General features: G+C 34.1%; 14 protein-coding genes and 1 riboswitch. Of the genes, 12 read left to right on the forward strand and 2 right to left on the reverse strand.

Features of this window, described 5'->3' with window-relative positions; translation table 11 throughout:
* Window positions 1-112: 112 nt before the first annotated feature.
* The 7 genes from JI750_RS22115 (at window position 113) to JI750_RS14530 (ending at window position 9,419) form a co-directional block, all read left to right on the forward strand.
* Entirely contained in the window at window positions 113-241 is a 129-nt protein-coding gene (locus JI750_RS22115) for a hypothetical protein (protein ID WP_255566638.1), read from the forward strand.
* A gap of 90 nt (window positions 242-331) precedes the next feature.
* The gene (locus JI750_RS14505; RefSeq protein WP_202003312.1) at window positions 332-1,813 is read left to right on the forward strand and encodes a glycoside hydrolase family 10-like protein; all 1,482 of its coding nucleotides are present in this window, start codon (window positions 332-334) and stop codon (window positions 1,811-1,813) included.
* Between the two features lie 12 nt (window positions 1,814-1,825).
* The gene (locus tag JI750_RS14510) at window positions 1,826-4,327 is read left to right on the forward strand and encodes a beta-N-acetylhexosaminidase (RefSeq protein WP_202003314.1); all 2,502 of its coding nucleotides are present in this window, start codon (window positions 1,826-1,828) and stop codon (window positions 4,325-4,327) included.
* 4 nt (window positions 4,328-4,331) lie between these two features.
* A complete protein-coding gene (locus JI750_RS14515) occupies window positions 4,332-5,636 on the forward strand; it encodes a serine hydrolase domain-containing protein (RefSeq protein ID WP_202003315.1) in 1,305 nt (434 codons plus the stop codon).
* Between the two features lie 132 nt (window positions 5,637-5,768).
* Entirely contained in the window at window positions 5,769-6,908 is a 1,140-nt protein-coding gene (locus JI750_RS14520; RefSeq protein WP_202003318.1) for an exo-beta-N-acetylmuramidase NamZ family protein, read from the forward strand.
* 130 nt (window positions 6,909-7,038) lie between these two features.
* Window positions 7,039-8,901, forward strand: coding sequence for a TonB-dependent receptor plug domain-containing protein (locus JI750_RS14525; RefSeq protein ID WP_202003320.1), 1,863 nt, complete (start codon window positions 7,039-7,041; stop codon window positions 8,899-8,901).
* A gap of 251 nt (window positions 8,902-9,152) precedes the next feature.
* Window positions 9,153-9,419 carry a hypothetical protein gene (locus tag JI750_RS14530; protein WP_202003323.1) on the forward strand — a complete coding sequence of 89 codons (267 nt, stop codon included), beginning with the start codon at window positions 9,153-9,155 and terminating at the stop codon, window positions 9,417-9,419.
* Window positions 9,420-9,582: 163 nt separating this feature from the next.
* Here the strand turns inward: JI750_RS14530 and JI750_RS14535 are convergent, their stop codons facing one another.
* Window positions 9,583-10,341, reverse strand: coding sequence for an SDR family oxidoreductase (locus tag JI750_RS14535; RefSeq protein ID WP_202003325.1), 759 nt, complete (start codon window positions 10,339-10,341; stop codon window positions 9,583-9,585).
* A 15-nt stretch (window positions 10,342-10,356) separates the two neighbouring features.
* Entirely contained in the window at window positions 10,357-11,937 is a 1,581-nt protein-coding gene (locus tag JI750_RS14540; protein WP_202003328.1) for an FAD-dependent oxidoreductase, read from the reverse strand.
* 206 nt (window positions 11,938-12,143) lie between these two features.
* Between JI750_RS14540 and JI750_RS14545 the strand changes: the two genes are divergently transcribed.
* From JI750_RS14545 to JI750_RS14565, 5 genes are all read left to right on the forward strand, one after another.
* The gene (locus tag JI750_RS14545; RefSeq protein WP_202003331.1) at window positions 12,144-12,476 is read left to right on the forward strand and encodes a hypothetical protein; all 333 of its coding nucleotides are present in this window, start codon (window positions 12,144-12,146) and stop codon (window positions 12,474-12,476) included.
* A gap of 100 nt (window positions 12,477-12,576) precedes the next feature.
* The gene (locus tag JI750_RS14550; protein ID WP_202003333.1) at window positions 12,577-12,783 is read left to right on the forward strand and encodes a hypothetical protein; all 207 of its coding nucleotides are present in this window, start codon (window positions 12,577-12,579) and stop codon (window positions 12,781-12,783) included.
* A gap of 192 nt (window positions 12,784-12,975) precedes the next feature.
* On the forward strand, window positions 12,976-15,648 hold the full coding sequence (locus tag JI750_RS14555) for a PAS domain-containing sensor histidine kinase (RefSeq protein ID WP_202003336.1): 2,673 nt from the start codon (window positions 12,976-12,978) through the stop codon (window positions 15,646-15,648).
* Window positions 15,649-15,650: 2 nt separating this feature from the next.
* Entirely contained in the window at window positions 15,651-16,100 is a 450-nt protein-coding gene (locus JI750_RS14560) for a response regulator (protein WP_202003338.1), read from the forward strand.
* A 221-nt stretch (window positions 16,101-16,321) separates the two neighbouring features.
* A riboswitch (SAM riboswitch) is annotated at window positions 16,322-16,422 on the forward strand.
* Between the two features lie 238 nt (window positions 16,423-16,660).
* The gene (locus tag JI750_RS14565; RefSeq protein WP_202003341.1) at window positions 16,661-17,650 is read left to right on the forward strand and encodes a TlpA disulfide reductase family protein; all 990 of its coding nucleotides are present in this window, start codon (window positions 16,661-16,663) and stop codon (window positions 17,648-17,650) included.
* The last annotated feature ends 8 nt before the right edge of the window (window positions 17,651-17,658 follow it).

The following is a 17,658-nucleotide window of genomic DNA, read 5'->3' on the forward strand; positions in this document are numbered from 1 at the left end:
TGCGAAACTACCGATAATTCATAATACACAAATTTTGGTTGGTTATCCCTAACAGGTTTCAAAACCTGTTAGGTATTTTTTTGCCACAGATTAAAGGATTAAAAAGATTTTTTTGTCAAAAGTTAAATCTATTGAATCTGCTAAATCTGCGAGAGAAAATAACCGACAAAGAATAAAAAAGCTTAAAAAAGAAAAAACTTTGCGCCTCTGTGCCTTTGCGAGATTAAAAAAAAGAAAATAAAACTTTGCGAAAATAGCGTAAACCACTGCGTTCTTTGCGGTTAAAATTTTCTACAAACAATATTATACTAACTACCTAAAATAATAATTTATGAAAAGCCTAAAAATTATGATTTTGGTATTGCTGATACAGACCAAAATTTTCAGTCAGCAATCTCCAAAAAGAGAAATGCGAGCCGCTTGGATTTCTACAGTAGAAAATATCGACTGGCCGTCTAAACCTGGTTTATCAGATAAAGAAATGAAGAACGAAATGATTGCCATTTTGGATAATCTACGTTCTTATAATATGAATACTGTAATTTTTCAAATTCGTCCAACTGCCGATGCGTATTACAAATCAACAAAAGAGCCAGCATCGCATTGGATAACAGGAACTCAAGGCGTTGCCCCAGGTTTTGATCCTTTGCAGATGATGATCGATGAAGCAGGAAAACGCGGAATGAACGTTCACGTTTGGCTGAATCCGTATCGTGTTCAGAAAGATACCGTGAGAGATGTGCTTTCAAAAAATCACTTATACTTTAAAAGACCAGATCTTTTCCTGACTTACGGAAAAACCAGATATTTTAATCCAGGTTTAAAAGAAACCAGAGATTTTGTGGCTTCTGTTGTGGGCGAAATTGTTCGTAAATATGATATTCAGGCTGTACATATGGATGATTATTTTTATCCATATAAAATTGCAGGACAAGAATTTCCAGATGAAAAAGCATTTGCTAAAGAACCACGTCAGTTTAAAGATAAAGATGATTGGAGAAGAGATAATGTCGATTTAATCATCAAACAAATCAGAGATACAATTATTGCCAATAAACCAGAAGTTGAATTCGGAATTTCGCCATTTGGAGTTTGGAGAAATATTGCCAAAGATTCTGAAGGTTCTAAAACTGTTGCTGGAGCTACAAACTACGATGATTTGTATGCGAATATCTTAAAATGGCAAAAAGAAAACTGGATCGATTATGTAACACCTCAAATATACTGGCACATTGGTTTTGACCGCGCCAATTTTGAAGTTTTGGCAAAATGGTGGGCAGAGCACAAATATGGAGCAAATGTTTACGTTGGCCATGGCGATTATAAAATTTCAACTTCGGCTAAAGAGCCAGAGTGGAGAAGTCCCGACCAAATTGTGAAACAGATTGAAATGATTCGCAAAATGCCTCAAATTGATGGGTCAATGCATTTTACAGCTTCGACTTTTCTGAAAAAAGGAGATACTTTGAGACAACCACTTCTTCAAAAAGAATATAAATACATTGCTTTAACTCCCGAAGCAAATAGAATCACAAGATTAAAACCAAAACCGCCAACAAATGCAGTAATATCTAAAAAAGGTGAGAAAGCGGTTTTAACATGGAAAGCGGCATTAAATGATAAAAAATATGTAATCTACAGATTTCCAAAAGGAAGAATTACCGATTTCTCAAATCCAGAGAATATTTATTATGTGACAACGGCTCTAAAATTAGAAGTGCCAAATCCAGATTTGGAAAACTACGTTTATGCGCTCACCGCTTTAAGTCAGACCCAGACAGAAAGCAGTCCGATAGAATTTTCAATAAAATAAAATATAAAAGAAATGAGAAAAAGTATTCTTCTATTAGCCATATTTCTAAGCTCGCTTAGTTTTGTACAAGCCCAAAAATTAGATATAATTCCGAAACCTGTATCGGTTCAGCAAAGTGCGGGACAATTTGTTTTTCCTTCGCCATTAAAAATTGTTGTCGATAAAAAACTAAAAAACAGCATCGATTATATCACCGCAGATTTTTCAAAAAATACTGGAATTAATCCAATTGTTTCCATCGGGAAAAAACACGGGAAAAATAATATTTCATTTCTAGTAGATAAAAAATTAGATCTTCCAAACGAAGGTTATCAATTGGAAATAAACCAAAACGGAATTTTCGTAAAAGGAAAAACAGATAAAGGAGTTTTAAACGGATTCCAGACTTTATTGCAAATTTGTTCAGCAAAAGAAGTTAAAAAAGGTTCTGTTCCTTTCGTAAAAATAGAAGATTATCCACGTTTTGACTGGCGTGGCATGATGCTCGATTGTTCTAGGCAATTCTTCGACAAACAAACCGTAAAAAACTATATCGATTGGCTGGCTGCGCATAAAATGAATGTTTTTCATTGGCATTTAACAGACGATAACGGCTGGAGAATCGAAATCAAATCGTTGCCAGATTTAACTTTAAAAGGCGCATGGAGAGGACCTGGCGAAGTTTTATTGCCATCTTACGGTTCTGGTGACAAACGTTACGGAGGGTTTTATACGCAAGAAGATATTAAAGAAGTCGTGGCTTATGCTGCAGATCGTGGTATTTCTGTAATGCCAGAGATTGAAATTCCGGGACATTCTCGTGCGGTAACGGCTTCGTATCCAGAAGTGGGTTGTGCGATTACGCAGGAACTAAAAAGTGTTCAGGGTGAAGTGAAAAATGTTTGGTGTGTAGGACGCGAAGAAAATTATGATCTTCTGGATTCGATTATCAGAGAAGTTTCAGGATTATTTCCATTCGAATATATTCATATTGCAGGAGACGAAGTCAATCGTGCCAATTGGGAACATTGCCCAAAATGTCAAGCTTTGATGGCAAAAGAAGGATTTACAGACAGTTTTCAGCTTCAGAATTATTTCTTTAGAAGGGTTCAAACCATTGTTGACAAATACCATAAAAAAACCGATGGATGGAACGAAATTCTGAAAGGAGGAGAAATCAATCCAAATACTTTGATTTCTGCTTGGCAAGGAATTAGTTACGGAATTGAATCGGCTAAAAAAGGATACAAAACCATCATGATGCCAGGACAGTTTACGTATTATGATATGGCGCAATCAGAAACAGAACGCGGCCATCGATGGGCGGCAATTACCGATACAAAAAGAGCGTATTCTTTTGAACCAATTCCTGATACCGATTTAACTCCAGAAGAACAAAAAAATGTAATTGGAGTTCAAGGTGCTTTGTGGAGCGAATATTTGGATCGTCCTGCAAGAATTATGGAATATCAAAGTTATCCGAGAATCAGCGCATTGTCTGAAATTGGCTGGTCTAAAAAAGAAGATAAAAACTGGGATGATTTTTATGGAAGATTAACAAACAGCCATTTAAAAAGATTGGCTGATATGGGAATTGCTTTTAGAGATTTTCCGCCAACAGCTATTTATAAAAACGGAACTATTACTGTAACGCCGCCTTATGAAGGTGCAGTTATCAGATTTGATAAAGACGGAAATGAGCCAACAAGACAATCGACTTTGTATACGGGACCGATTCAGACGAAAGATTATGAGCGTTATATGTTTAGAGTATTTTTTAATGAATATTCGGCAAGTCCTGCGGTGAAAGCTGAGAAATTGCCTGTTGCCAATTGGAATACTTCAAAAGCAGAAGTTTTGACTATTTCTGAAAATATTTCAGAACATGTTGATAAAAAAGGGATTTGGTATTTGACATTTAATCCGACAGATGATGGAGCAAACGGAACAATCAAAAATGTTTCGCTTTTTGAAAATGATAAATTAGTGCAGACTTATGAAGATGAAAAAGCTCTAAAATCAAAACCTCGTTTGAGATTTTTGATTGATAATTACAATGAAAAAAATACATACAGATTAGATTTTACAGTAGAAAATAAAGAAGAGAAAAAGTCGACTGCAAATGTAAAATTTAACTGTACGCCATACCAAGAACCAGAAGTAAAAGTGACTTCGTCGATGGCAGAAAATCCGAAGTTTCCAATTGCGAATCTGCAAGATTATAATGAAGAAACTTATTTACGTACTGATGTTGCCTGTAAAGATGGCGACTGGATTTTGTATACTTTTACCAATCCTGTAACTTCTTCTAAAATAGATGTTTTAACCGGAATTCCACATCATCCGAGATTCATTATTAATAATGGTTTTGTGGAATATTCATACAATGGAACTGATTTTATAAAAGGAGCTGATTTTGATTACGGAAACGCATCAATTTATCCGAAACAGCCTGTAAAAGCAGTTAGAATACAAATCACAGGAACCAATAATGAGCCTTTGATGGCGGGACAGGACTTAAAAATAAATCCATAGTGCTATGAAAAATATTGGTATTAAAATTATAATGGTTTCCTTGATTTTTCTTGGAACAAAAGGTTATTCACAGAAAAAAGCAAAGCAATCTTTTGATGTAAAAAGAAATGAGGTTTATATTGATTCGATGATGACAAATGCGCTCGAAAAAGGTTTTTTTCCAGGAGCTCAGATCATTGTAGGTACAGGAGATTCTAATCTCATATCTAAAAATTATGGTTATCATGATTATGCTAAAAAACAATTAGTAAAATCAGAAGATGTTTTTGATTTGGCTTCAATGTCAAAGGTTTTAGGAGCAACGATTGTTACGATGCGTTTGGTTAGTGATGGAAAGATTAAACTTACCGATCAAGTAGATGAAATTGTTCCAATGTATAAAAATACAGCCATTGCCGATTTAACTCTTTTTGAATTGCTAACACATACTTCTGGATTAACGCCAAGTATTACTTTTTATCAAGCATTGCTTTCTACACCAGACAATTCGCCTTTATTGAGCAATCAAAAATCGGAGCAATATGTTGAGCCTTTTGATAATATGTTTGTGAACAAAAATATTGTTTACGATTCTAAATATCTGGTTTTTGAACCAAAAGAAAATTGGGTTCAGATTTATAAAAATATGTGGCTGAATCCAGAATTTTATCCATCTGTTTATGAAAGGATTGCGAAAGCGAATACAAATCCGAGAGGAAAATATCTGTACAGCGATTTAAATTTGCTTTTGGTGAAGCAAATGATTGAAACGAAAACGGGCAAAAAACTCGATGAGTTCACAAATGAAATTTATACCGAATTAGGCATTTCAAAAATTGGATATAATCCGTTAAAATGGACTTCGATAGACAATGTAATGCCAACAGAAGTAGATAATTTCTTCAGAAAAGATACTGTAAAAGGTTATGTGCACGATGAAGCGGCCGCGATTTTTGGAGGAGTTTCTGGAAATGCAGGTTTGTTTGCCAACGCAGAATCGATTGCTGTAATCTGTAAAATGTTAATGAATAACGGAAATTATAAAGGAAAACAAATTCTAAAAGCCAAAGTTGTAAAAGAGTTTACAGATTCACCACTTGCAAAAGAAGGTATTTATAGAGGTTTAGGTTTTGATAAAAGAAAACCAGATGAGTTTTTCACCAAAGACGATTTTGGACATACGGGTTTTACAGGAACTTTTTTCTTTATGAATAGAAACACAAACCGATTTTTAATCATTTTGACCAATCGAGTTAACCCAACCAGAACAAACAGATTAATGTACAAAGACGATTTTAGTGCAAAAATCTGGAGACAAATTAATAAATGATTTTTTTCGCCACGAATTCACGAACTTTCAATATTAGATTAGTGTAATTCAGCATGTTTTTTAAACACACAGATTATAAAAAAAAATAATTCGTGAATTCGTGGCGAAAAAACTTTAAGCAAAAATATTCTCATGAAAAATATCATAATCTGCATACTAATTTCGGCAGTTTCTTTTGCGCAGCAAATAAAAACGGGAGCTGAGAATTCTGAAAAATATCTCCCTTTGTTAAAAGGTAAAACCATTGGAATCGTTACCAATCAAACGGGAATTATCACTAAAGAAAAACATCTAGTTGATTTTTTAGTAGAACAAAAAGTAAAAATTAAAACAATCTTCGCTCCTGAACACGGTTTTAGAGGAACGGCAGATGCAGGAGAACATGTATCGGACGAAATCGATTCTAAAACAGGTTTGTCAATTGTTTCGCTTTACGGGAAAAACAATAAACCAACTCCAGAGCAATTAAAAGGAATCGATATTATGATTTTTGATTTGCAGGATGTTGGAACGAGATTATACACGTATGTTTCTACTATGCACCGCATTATGGAAGCCTGCGCTGAGAACAATGTTCCACTGATTGTACTGGATCGTCCCAATCCGAATATCGCGATTGTCGACGGTCCGGTTTTGGACATTGCTTTCAAGAGCGGTATCGGAATGCATCCTACACCTTTGTTGCACGGAATGACTTTGGGTGAAGAAGCTAAAATGATCAACGGACAAAAATGGCTGAAAGATGGTGTTCAATGTAAATTGACTGTGATTCCATGTTTAAATTATACTAGAAAAAGCTCTTATAGTCTTCCTGTAAGACCTTCGCCAAATTTGCCAAACGATCAGGCGATTAATTTATACGTGAGTTTATGTCTTTTTGAAGGAACCAATGTGAGCATGGGACGTGGAACTGAAAAGCAGTTCCAAATTTACGGTTCGCCATATCTTCCAAAAAGTGATTTCGCTTTTACTCCAAAACCAAATTTTGGTGATAAAGATCCTTTGTATAATGGAGTGGAATGCAACGGAGAAGATTTATCTGCAATTCCAAAAATAAATAGATTAGAAATAAAATGGCTTATTAAAGCATATCAGACCACTGCTGATAAATCTAAGTTTTTCGACAAAAGAAAATTTGCTATTCGTGCAGGAAATGAAAAATTGCAACAGCAGATTGAAGCCGGAATTTCGGAAGAAGAAATTAGAAATAGCTGGAAAGAAGGTTTGGTAGCATTTAAAAAAATGCGAGCTAAATATTTGATTTATAAGTAATATCTCTCAGTTTTGCTTAGATTTTAGCAAAATAGATCATTTATTCATCCGGACTAGTTATAATTATAAAACTGGTATGCTTTATTGGTACGGTAAGAAACTACTTTTGCCAAAAAAATAGTAAACCAAAATGAAAAAAATCTATTTTGCTGCCTTTGCAGTAATTTGTACCAATTTTTACGCACAGACAAAAAAAGATTCCATCAACCAAATGGATGAAGTCATTATTAACGAAGGCCGTTTTAATACACCAATTTCTAAACAAAACAGAAATGTATATGTTATTTCGAGCGAAACCATTAAAAAACTGCCAGGAAGAACATTGCAAGAGGTATTGCAATATGCTAACGGAGTAGATATCAGACAAAGAGGGCCATTTGGAACTCAAGCCGACATTAGTGTTGATGGCGGAAGTTTTGAGCAGACTGTTGTTTTGCTGAACGGAGCAAAAGTAATCGACTCGCAAACTGCACACAATATGCTAAATTTACCTCTTCCGGTTGAAGCAATTGAAAGAATTGAAGTAGTTCGTGGTCCAGCTGCCAGAATTTACGGAATTAACAGTTTAACTGGAGCAATTAATATTATTACTAAAAAACCAACCGATTCTGGTTTTATGGTAAGCACTTATGCAGGTTCTAATTTCGAAAAAGATACGCAAGATACAGGTGATATTTTTTACGGAACAGGAATTCAGGCTGGAGCTGTTTTAGGTAAAGAAAAACAACAGCATATACTTTTTGCTTCGCACGATAAAAGCAATGGTTACCGTTACAATACAGCATTCGAAAACAATAAAATTTTCTATCAAGGAAATGTGCAGATCAATGATAAAAACGAAATCTTAGGTTCCGCAGGCTACATCAACAACGGATTTGGAGCAAACGGATTTTATGCTGCGCCAGGAGATAAAAACTCAACCGAAATTGTTCAGACTACCTTTGCCAATATTCAGTCCAATCATCAGATTACAGATAGCTGGAAAATTATGCCAAGAGTTACGTATAGATACAATTATGATGATTACCGTTATTTAGGAAACTCAAATTTAGCTGTTGGAAGAAGTCAGCATTACACAAATTCTATTGCAGGAGAATTAAACTCTACAGTTAAATTATCTAAAGGTGAAATTGGTTTTGGAGCTGAATTTAGAAACGAAAACATTCATTCTTCAAACATTGGAGATCACGATCGCGAAAACGTTGGGTTGTACGCAGAATACAGAAGAAGTTTCACTGAAAAATTAGACATTAATATCGGAACATATTTAAACTACAATTCAGATTATAAATGGCAGATTTATCCAGGAATCGATGCTAGTTATGCTATTACTGATGCCTTTAAAATTATTGGAAATGTAGGGACAAGCCAAAGAATTCCATCGTTTACAGATTTATATTTGAAACAAACAGGAAATGTTGGAAACCCAGATTTAGATTCAGAAAATGCTTTCCAAAGCGAAATCGGATTTAAATACAACAAAAGAGCTTTAAGTTTGAATGCGAATTATTTCTACAGAAAAATTGACAATTATATCGACTGGATGCGTAATGCTACAAATGTGCCTTGGCAGAGTCAAAACACTGGAGATTTAAATACAAACGGAATCAATTTACGTGGAACTTACAGATTTGATTTTTCTAAAGATTCTAGATTGAACATTCTTTTAGCATACACTTATCTAGATTCTGAATTCAAAAGTGCGCGTACAGAAATATATTCTAAATATGCAATTTCGTCATTAAAACATCAAATTACCAACACAATAGATTATCAGTTTAAAAACTTGTCTGTAATGTTTGCAACTCGTTTCAACGAAAGAATTACAGGGCCATCTTATTGGGTAAATGACTTTAGAGTAAGTCAGGCGATTAACAAGTTTACCATTTTCTTAGATGGACAGAATATTTTTAATGCAACTTATTACGAGGTAGGAGCGGTTCCGTTACCATCACGCTGGTTTACTTTGGGGGTAAAACTGGTAACTTTTTAAAGAGAATTTTTTTCAGAACTTTAGATTGTTAGAAACAGCCTGTAAGCTTTATGTTTGCAGGCTGTTTAATTTTTGAATGAATTTAAAACGGTTCTTTTTCTAAAATGTTAATTTTTTTTTAATTGGGAAATCATATAAACTTTTTTAAAAATGATATAATAATTTTATGGTTTAATTTGTTGAATTTTACTGAATTACGAATGAAATAATAATCAAGCTTTCAATTTTAAGAAAGTGTAAACCAGAAAAAAATGGACAGAAGAAATAATCAAAGCGATTTAGATCGAGAAGGTGTAGATCGTACTCAGGAATCAAATTGGGATCCAATTTTAGGATATCATATGTACTTTCCGCATGAGGAAAGTATAGATGAAGATTTAAAGGAAAGAAGCGAAGCTGTTCAAAAACCTAATACTGGAGATTGGGGAGATGATAGTGATTATGAAGAACTAAGGCATAAAAAGAGTTCTGACATGAATATTAGCACTTTTGGAAATGAAGACACAAAAACAGATTAATTTTAAAAAATAAAGGCTAACTTATCGATAAGTTTAGCCTTTGTTTTTTTGAAATAGTGTTGATTGAAGCAAAAATATAATTTGAGATCATTAAAAAAACATCTGCACAATTTTGCACAGATGCTTTCAAGTAAAAAAATGAAAAAGTGGGGGTGTTTTTTAATTAAATAATCTGAAGATGAGGTCTTACCTGCATACTGACAATATCACAACGTATAGGTTGTGATAAACAAAATAAAACGCTCATGGCAATGTCTTCTGCTTCTAGCATTTTCATTTCTTTTATTTTTTCTTTTTGAATTTCTTTTGGATCAGGCTGCATATCGCTTGTTACCGCGCCTGGCTCAATATGTGAAACTTTTATCCCTAATGGATTAATTTCTTTGCGAAGCGCAGTGCTAAAACCTCTTATGGCAGTTTTGGTTGCTACATAAATAACACCTGTTTTTTCTTTTGCTTCAGCGCTCATTGAACCAATGTTTACAATATGACCTGATTTTTGCCCTTTCATTCTGTTGACTGCTTCTTTTGCAAAAGTGATATATCCTAAAATATTGGTTTCTAAGATATATTTCCAATCTTCATATTCACCTTCAATGATCCCTCCGGCAGGCAGAGCGGCATTGTTTATTAAGATGTCTATTCCGCCTAGAACTTTATCAACTCTTTCCCAAATTCTGGTAATATCTTCTTTTTTGGTAATGTCTGCTGTTTCTCCATAAATTTCACCTTTAGATGATTTGGTTTTAATATCATCCATTGCGTGATAAAAATCGGTTTCATCTCTTCCAAAGATAAAAACTCGACCGCCTAGTGAAACCAGCAGATCTGCAATTGCTTTGCCAATTCCAGTTGTGCCGCCTGTTATTACAATCCGTTTTTGGGTAATAGTATCGGTAAAGTACTTTGATAAGATTTCCATACGATATACTTTTTGTTATTTAATTTTAATATTGCTTAAATTACTTTCAGCTGGCCCATTCAAAACCGTTCCGTCAGATGCAAATCTTGAACCGTGACACGGACAATCAAAAGATTTTTCGTCTGAATTCCATTGTACAATACAACCCAAATGCGGACAAACGGCAGAAAAAGCATGGAGCGTTTTATCGTAATCTCGATAGACTGCTACTTTTCGTAATCCGAAAGAAAGAATACCGCCTTCTCCGGGGGCTAAATCGGCTGTATTATCAAGATCAGATGCCGTAATCCAGTCAAGATATTGCGATGCCATATTTCCAGCTTCTTTCATGTAATCGCCAATTGCTTTAAAAGTAATTCGCGACGGATTGTATAATTCTTGCCATTTATTTTCAATTCCCTGAATCATGTCAGAAATAATCATGGCTCCAATAGTGGCATGCGTCATCCCGTTTCCAGAATCTCCCGTAATGATAAAAACATTCTGATCTCCCGGGTTTCTTCCTAGAAAGCCTAAAGAATCAAAAGGTTCCATCACTTGACCAGACCATTTATAACTGATTTCATCCAATAGAGGAAAATATTTTTTTGCCCAAATTTCTAAGAGTTCATAGCGAGAAAATTCAGAAATTCCTTCTTCGTCGGCTTGTCCCGTTTTATGATCTTCACCGCCAACAATTAGCAAATCATGTTCATCATCAAAATTTTGCAATCGCACGTAATGATAAGGTTGAGCAACCCATTTAGATTCTGGATCACCAGTATCCCACCACAAAGCATGAGGCAGACTGCCTTTCGGAATTTTCCCTCCAATAACGTAAGTTCTATAAGCATGCTGTTTGGTGTGCATAGTCAAGACATCATTTATTGGCGTATTGGTTGCAACCACAACATATTTGGCATTAAAATCAAAACCGTTTACAGTAGCGCCTTTTTCGGTTATATTTTCGGCGTGTGCTTCAGTATAAATAATTCCGCCCAAATTGATAATGGCTTTAAAAAGTCCTTTCAGGTAATGTAAAATATGAAATTGTGCCTGATTTTTAAAAGCCAAACATCTTTGATCCTGTGCTTCTGCCAATGAAGGAGTATGATTTAGTAGAACAGTTTCTAATCCGGCATTTTGAGTGGCTTCAAATTCTTTATCGAGATTTTTTTCTTTGTCATTAGGATGAAGGAATAAATAGCCATTTACTCTTTCAAAATCACAGTCGATGTTTAATTCGGTAATAATTTTTTCGATTTCATCAATCGCGGCAGAATGGCTTTCGGCAGCAAGTCTTGCATTTTCTTTTCCAAAAGTATTCTGAAGATAATAATATCGATCATCCAAAGCGCAAGTTAAATGAGCTGTAGTTCTTCCGGTTTCTCCGCTTCCTATAAAACCGTCTTCTACTAAAACTATTTTTTTTCCTGCTTTTAAAAGTTTGTAAGCAGTTGTGAGACCAGCAATACCTCCTCCGATAATAAGAACTTCGGTTTTAACATCCTTATTTGGTTTTTCGAAGGCAATTATATCAGTAGAATCAATCCAGAAAGATACATTATCACCAGAAGTAATGCTGCCTTCATTTATATTTTGATTTGAATTTTCCATTTTTAATCCTTTTAAAGAATGCAATACATTCATTTCAAAGCTACTAAGTAAATGTTGGAGTGTACTTACAGCTTTAATTCTAAAATTTTATAGGATTTCCAGCAGGGTTTTATGTAAGAATTAAAATAAATAGTATAAGCCGAACCATTTTAATACTACTTACTTAGCATAAATCTTACTTAGCATAAATCGTAAAATAGGTAATTATGAAAATAGTTTTGAGATTAAAAATAATGATTGTAATAGCTTTAATAGGAGCATTAAGTTCCTGTAAAAAAAATGATGGTTATAGCGACGAAATAGAAACTGTGGTATCGCCACTTGACAGCGGGAAAAATAAAACAGATAGCATAAAAATTGAAAACAAAATATCTACAGGAATTAATTCGACTCAAAAAAATGGATCCGAAAGTACAGTTGGAACAGGAAGCGGACCTAGTGAAAGTTCGCAAGATGGCGCTCTTTATACCCCCGCGACAGGCGTGCAAAAAGATAGTGTAAAAGCCCAAAAAGATAGTATAAAACGAAAAGAGAAATAGCATTATATAAAAAGCAGTTGAAATTGTGTAAAAAGCACATTTGTAAAAAAGACTATTTTTATAAAATCAAATAAGAAAATATTCATTTAAAAATATAATTATGAAAACGCAAATAACAACTAAAGCTGCATTTCTGATTCTTTTGGCAGGAGTGGCGTTCTCTTCTTGCAAAAAGAATGAAAGCACTACAATAGATTCATACGAAAATGATTCTATTCAAAGCACTATTGATACCGCCGGTCCAGAAGTGGATACAATTAGTATGGATTCAACAACTACAGTTAGAACCGATACTATTGCAAAATAAATTATTCGGTAATAAATAGACAAAAAGCTGAATCTTTAATGATTCAGCTTTTTTGATTTAATGATTAGATAAAAGTATTTAACGAATGTTAAAAGTAAAAACGTTTTTCTCTATATTTGAGAAAGAATTTAACAGTTTAAATGCCTTTTATATAGAAACAACTTTAGAAAAATACCTTTACTTAGTACGATAATGGAGCTAATAAATAATTTAGACCTTTTTCAGACCGTTTTTAATTCTGCACCAAATGGAATCGCGGTTTTAAAGTCTTTGTACGATAATAAAGATAAAGTAGAAGATTTTTCAATATTGCTGTTTAATACTTATATTATTAACTGGATCGACGACAAGGACTACAAAGGCAAACGATTCAGTAAAGTTTTCTCTAAAATTAAAGAAACCAACATTTTAGAACAGTTTATTGCAACAGCAGAAACTGGAACTGCAGCCAATTTTGAGCAATGGTATGGTAGCGAAACCGCCAAGCAATGTTTCAAATTTACTGTTGTAAAGCAAGATGAGGTGCTCGTGGTAACAATGGAAGATATCACAGAAAAGAAACACGCCGAAACTGCTCTTAAGAATGCATTGCTTAATGCAGAAAAGCAAAAAAGATTATACAATTCTATAATAAACGGAACTCCCGATCTGGTTTACGTATTTAATCTTGATTATAAATTTACTTACGCAAACAAAGCTTTGTTGACAATGTGGGGAAAGTCGGCGGAAGAATCAATTGGACGCGGATTAATTGAAAATGGTTACGAAGATTGGCATGCCGAAATGCACGAAAGAGAAATAGATTTTGTAGCAGCCGAAAAAAAATCAATTAGAGGAACTGTTTCTTTCCCGCATGCTGAATTAGGAAGAAGAATTTACGATTATATTTTGGTTCCCGTTTTTAATGAAAAAGGAGAAGTAGAGTTTGTTGCTGGAACAACACGAGATATCACTGAAAGTAAGCAAGCAGAGGAAAAATTACAGCAAAGTGAGAATCGTTTTAGAAAAATGATTCATCAAACGCCAGCCCCGACTTTAGTACTTAAAGGCGATGATCTTGTTATTGAGCAGATCAATAAACATATGCTGCAAATGATAGGTCGCGGAGAAGAAATTATAGGCAAGCGACTGATTGACGTTTTGCCAGAATTAGAAGGACAATATGTTTGGGAGCAAGTTTTAAAAGTTTACAATGAAGGAATTCCTTTTGATCAAAGTGAAGTTTTGGTTCCACACAACCGTACAGGAGAATTAAAAGACTACTATTATAATTTGGCTTATCGTCCGTTAATTGAAGACGGACAGATAACAGGAATGATTCAAGTGGCCGTTGAAGTTACGGAACAAGTCGTGGCACGCCAAAAAATGGAAGAAAGTGAAAGCCGTTTCCGAGCTTTAGTCAATGCATCATCAGATTTGGTTTATCGTATGGATGCCGATTGGATGATTATGCAAGATTTAGAAGGAGATGGGAGTCTGGCTGATCAAAATGAACGAGGCATCAATTGGCTGGATAAATTTATTCATGCTAGCGATTTGCAGATGGCCGTTCATCTTATTTCAAAATCAATAGTAGAAAAATCCATTTTTGAAATGGAGCATAGAGTCATTAATAAAGATGATTCTATCAGCTGGGTTTTTTCGAGAGTGGTGCCAATATTAGACGATCAAGAAAAAATTATAGAATGGTTTGGAGCATCAAGTGATATTACTTCGCAGAAAGAACTTCAAAATGTTATTGCAGAAAGTGGCGAACGATTTAGGCAACTAGCAGATTTGGTTCCGCAAATTATCTGGACAGCCAATTCAGAAGGTTTTGTTGATTATTACAATAGTCGTTGGTACGAATATACGGGTTTTGTAGAACAGGAATTTGGAGACCCAAGCTGGATTTCAAAATTACATGTAGATGATGTTTATTTAGTATCAAAAACTTGGTACGAAAGTGTTCATGCGGGTCTTCCGTATCAGCTTGAATTTCGTTTAAAAAATGCCAGCACAGGAGAATACCGTTGGTTTTTGAGTAAAGCGTTGCCTATTAGAGATAAAGAAGGTATAATTATCAATTGGTTTGGGACTTGCACCGATATTCATGAACAAAAGTCTATTACCGAAAAGTTAGAAATTTTAGTAGCAGATCGTACCAAAGAATTGCAGCGATCTAATGAAGATTTACAACAGTTTGCGCACGTTGCTTCTCATGATTTAAAAGAGCCGGTGCGAAAAATAAAAACTTTTTTAAGCCGTCTAGAAGATCATATGGAGGGACAGTTTGACGAATCTTCATCAAAATATATTGAACGAATTCATGTTGCTGCAGATCGGATGTTTAATATGATTGATGGTGTACTCGCATATTCTAAAATGAATGCCGATTTGCAAAAAGCAACAATTGTAGATTTAAATGTAGTTATTAAAAATATAGAAGCCGATCTCGAAATTGCACTTCAAGAATCAAATGGTAAAATTTATTTTGAAGAGCTTCCAACTATAGAGGGAGCTTCAGTATTGCTGTATCAGCTTTTTTACAACCTTATTAATAATTCAATTAAGTTTGCTAGAGAAGAAACTCCACCAGAAATTAATATTACAGCGACTGAGCAAATTGAAAATGGTGGGAGAGTTGCGATTATTACAGTAGAAGATAACGGAATTGGTTTTGATCTTGATCAAACAGGACGCATCTTTGAAACTTTTACCCGTTTAAATTCTAAGGATCGATATGAAGGAACAGGCCTAGGATTATCACTTTGTAAAAAAATAGCAGAGCGTCACGGAGGCAGTATTAATGCAACAGGAATTTCTAATAAAGGAGCTATTTTTATTATAACACTTCCATTTGAGCAAAAAGCAAAAGACATTTAATTATGCAAGAAAAGATGATTTTATTGGCGGATGACGATCAGGACGATGCAGAAATGTTCTGCGAAGCATTGGCAGAAATAGATAAAAGTATTGTTTGCCATTGTTCGGAAAACGGTAGCGGGATAATAAATGCCCTGAAAAATCAGGATATAATTCCAGAGATTGTTTTTTTGGATTTAAATATGCCAATTATGAATGGTTGGGAATGTCTTAAGCAATTAAAACAGGAGGAACGTTATAAAGATATTCCCGTAATAATGATTTCTACGTCGTCACATAGAAATGATATGGATACTGCAGCCAACCTTGGAGCAATGTGTTATTTTGTGAAGCCCAATAATTTTAACGATCTAAAACAAGTATTGCGATTAATTACCTTAAACCTTGAAAACGGATTACAAGAAGCTTTTTCAAATCTTGAAAAAAATAAATATCTGCATGTTTTTATTTGAGTCGAACTAGATTTTCTCCTTTGAAAAGTAAAACGTATGAATTTCTTTTATAAAAAAAGGATACATTAAAAATAAATATTTATCTTAACGTGTTGATTTATATCTGTTTGTATTGGATGTAAATATGTTTTTAAATAAAAAAATCAAAAAAAACACAATTTAAACTTGACTAATTCGGTAGAATTAATATATATTTGTGTCACAGAAAATTTATATAATGATACTTATCCAGAAAGACTGAGGGAATAGGCCCATTGAAGTCTTAGCAACCTGTTGCCGAATAAGGTGCTAAATCCTTCCGCTGTATGCGGGTAGATAAGAAAGATTTCTCCGTAAATCTGTTTAAGATCATCCAATAAAATCTTTATTATGAAAGCAGAATCAATTTTTTACGCCGGTTATGAACTCTTGAATTCCATTTTTGAAGAAAACAGCTTTGCGTTTTTCTAAATGAGAAAACATTAGTCTTTCCCAGATTCCCTTTATAAAAATAGCAATAACGCTAATGCTTTTGGCATTGGCCTGAAATTCTTTTGTCTAATCTTAAAAACTAAAATAAAATGAAAAAAATACTATTAGGTTTTGCTTTGCTTTTTGGAGCTGTTCAAACTCAAGCTCAGGAAAATAATTTACAATTAAAAGGAACTGTTGTCGACACCGTGGCACAATATGTCTATTTGCAGAAGTTTCACAATAAAATGTTTACCACGATAGATTCGGCAAATGTAAAAGACGGAAATTTTAGTTTTAAAACGAAAGTAAAAACACCAGAGTTATATGGACTGAGCGTCAATACAGAAAGTTCTCCATTGTATATTTTTCTTGAAAAAGATCCGATTACAGTAAAACTAAGTCCGAAGAAATATTATACGGCTTCTGTAGTTGAAGGTTCAACTTCTCAAGATTTGTTTGAAACTTATAAAAAGACGAAAGATGTAGAAATCAGTAAATTCATAACAGAACATCCAAAATCTATTGTTTCGGCTTATGTATTATATAGAAACTGGTCTTATAGATTAACGCCAGAACAAATTACACAAAATATTGCTTTGCTGGATAAAAGTCTTCAAAATACTACTTACGTGAAAGAATTAAAAGAACTGGCTATTGTTTTAGACGGATTAGCAGTAGGTAAAAAGGCCCCAGATTTTACAGCAAATGATCCTGACGGAAAGCCAGTTCGCCTTTATGAAAATTTGAAAGGTTACACTTTGGTTGATTTCTGGGCGTCTTGGTGTGGTCCATGTCGAAAAGAGAATCCAAATATTGTTGCGGCTTACAAAGAATTTCATGATAAAGGATTCAATATTGTGGCAATTTCTTTAGATAAAAAGAAAGAAAATTGGATTAAAGGAATTCAAGATGATAATTTAACATGGACACATGTTTCTGACTTGCTTTTCTGGAACAGTGCAGTTGCCAAATTATACGGTGTTAGAGCAATTCCTGGTAATTATTTAATTGATTCTAAAGGAATAATCGTTGCCAAAAACCTGCACGGAGAAGAATTACAATCTACATTAAAGTCACTTTTGGAGAATAAAATTTAATAAAGTTT

It is taken from the genome of Flavobacterium tagetis (assembly GCF_016735615.1).
Taxonomy (GTDB): domain Bacteria; phylum Bacteroidota; class Bacteroidia; order Flavobacteriales; family Flavobacteriaceae; genus Flavobacterium; species Flavobacterium tagetis.

Excerpts from the sequence above, each read along its gene's own strand:
- JI750_RS14555 (WP_202003336.1), top strand. The coding sequence starts at position 12,976 with ATGGAGCTAATAAATAATTTAGACCTTTTTCAGACCGTTTTTAATTCT.
- JI750_RS14565 (WP_202003341.1), top strand. The coding sequence starts at position 16,661 with ATGAAAAAAATACTATTAGGTTTTGCTTTGCTTTTTGGAGCTGTTCAA.
- JI750_RS14560 (WP_202003338.1), top strand. The coding sequence starts at position 15,651 with ATGCAAGAAAAGATGATTTTATTGGCGGATGACGATCAGGACGATGCA.
- JI750_RS14540 (WP_202003328.1), bottom strand. The coding sequence starts at position 11,937 with ATGGAAAATTCAAATCAAAATATAAATGAAGGCAGCATTACTTCTGGT.
- JI750_RS14535 (WP_202003325.1), bottom strand. The coding sequence starts at position 10,341 with ATGGAAATCTTATCAAAGTACTTTACCGATACTATTACCCAAAAACGG.
- JI750_RS14525 (WP_202003320.1), top strand. The coding sequence starts at position 7,039 with ATGAAAAAAATCTATTTTGCTGCCTTTGCAGTAATTTGTACCAATTTT.
- JI750_RS14550 (WP_202003333.1), top strand. The coding sequence starts at position 12,577 with ATGAAAACGCAAATAACAACTAAAGCTGCATTTCTGATTCTTTTGGCA.
- JI750_RS14505 (WP_202003312.1), top strand. The coding sequence starts at position 332 with ATGAAAAGCCTAAAAATTATGATTTTGGTATTGCTGATACAGACCAAA.
- JI750_RS14515 (WP_202003315.1), top strand. The coding sequence starts at position 4,332 with ATGAAAAATATTGGTATTAAAATTATAATGGTTTCCTTGATTTTTCTT.
- JI750_RS14510 (WP_202003314.1), top strand. The coding sequence starts at position 1,826 with ATGAGAAAAAGTATTCTTCTATTAGCCATATTTCTAAGCTCGCTTAGT.
- JI750_RS14530 (WP_202003323.1), top strand. The coding sequence starts at position 9,153 with ATGGACAGAAGAAATAATCAAAGCGATTTAGATCGAGAAGGTGTAGAT.
- JI750_RS14545 (WP_202003331.1), top strand. The coding sequence starts at position 12,144 with ATGAAAATAGTTTTGAGATTAAAAATAATGATTGTAATAGCTTTAATA.
- JI750_RS14520 (WP_202003318.1), top strand. The coding sequence starts at position 5,769 with ATGAAAAATATCATAATCTGCATACTAATTTCGGCAGTTTCTTTTGCG.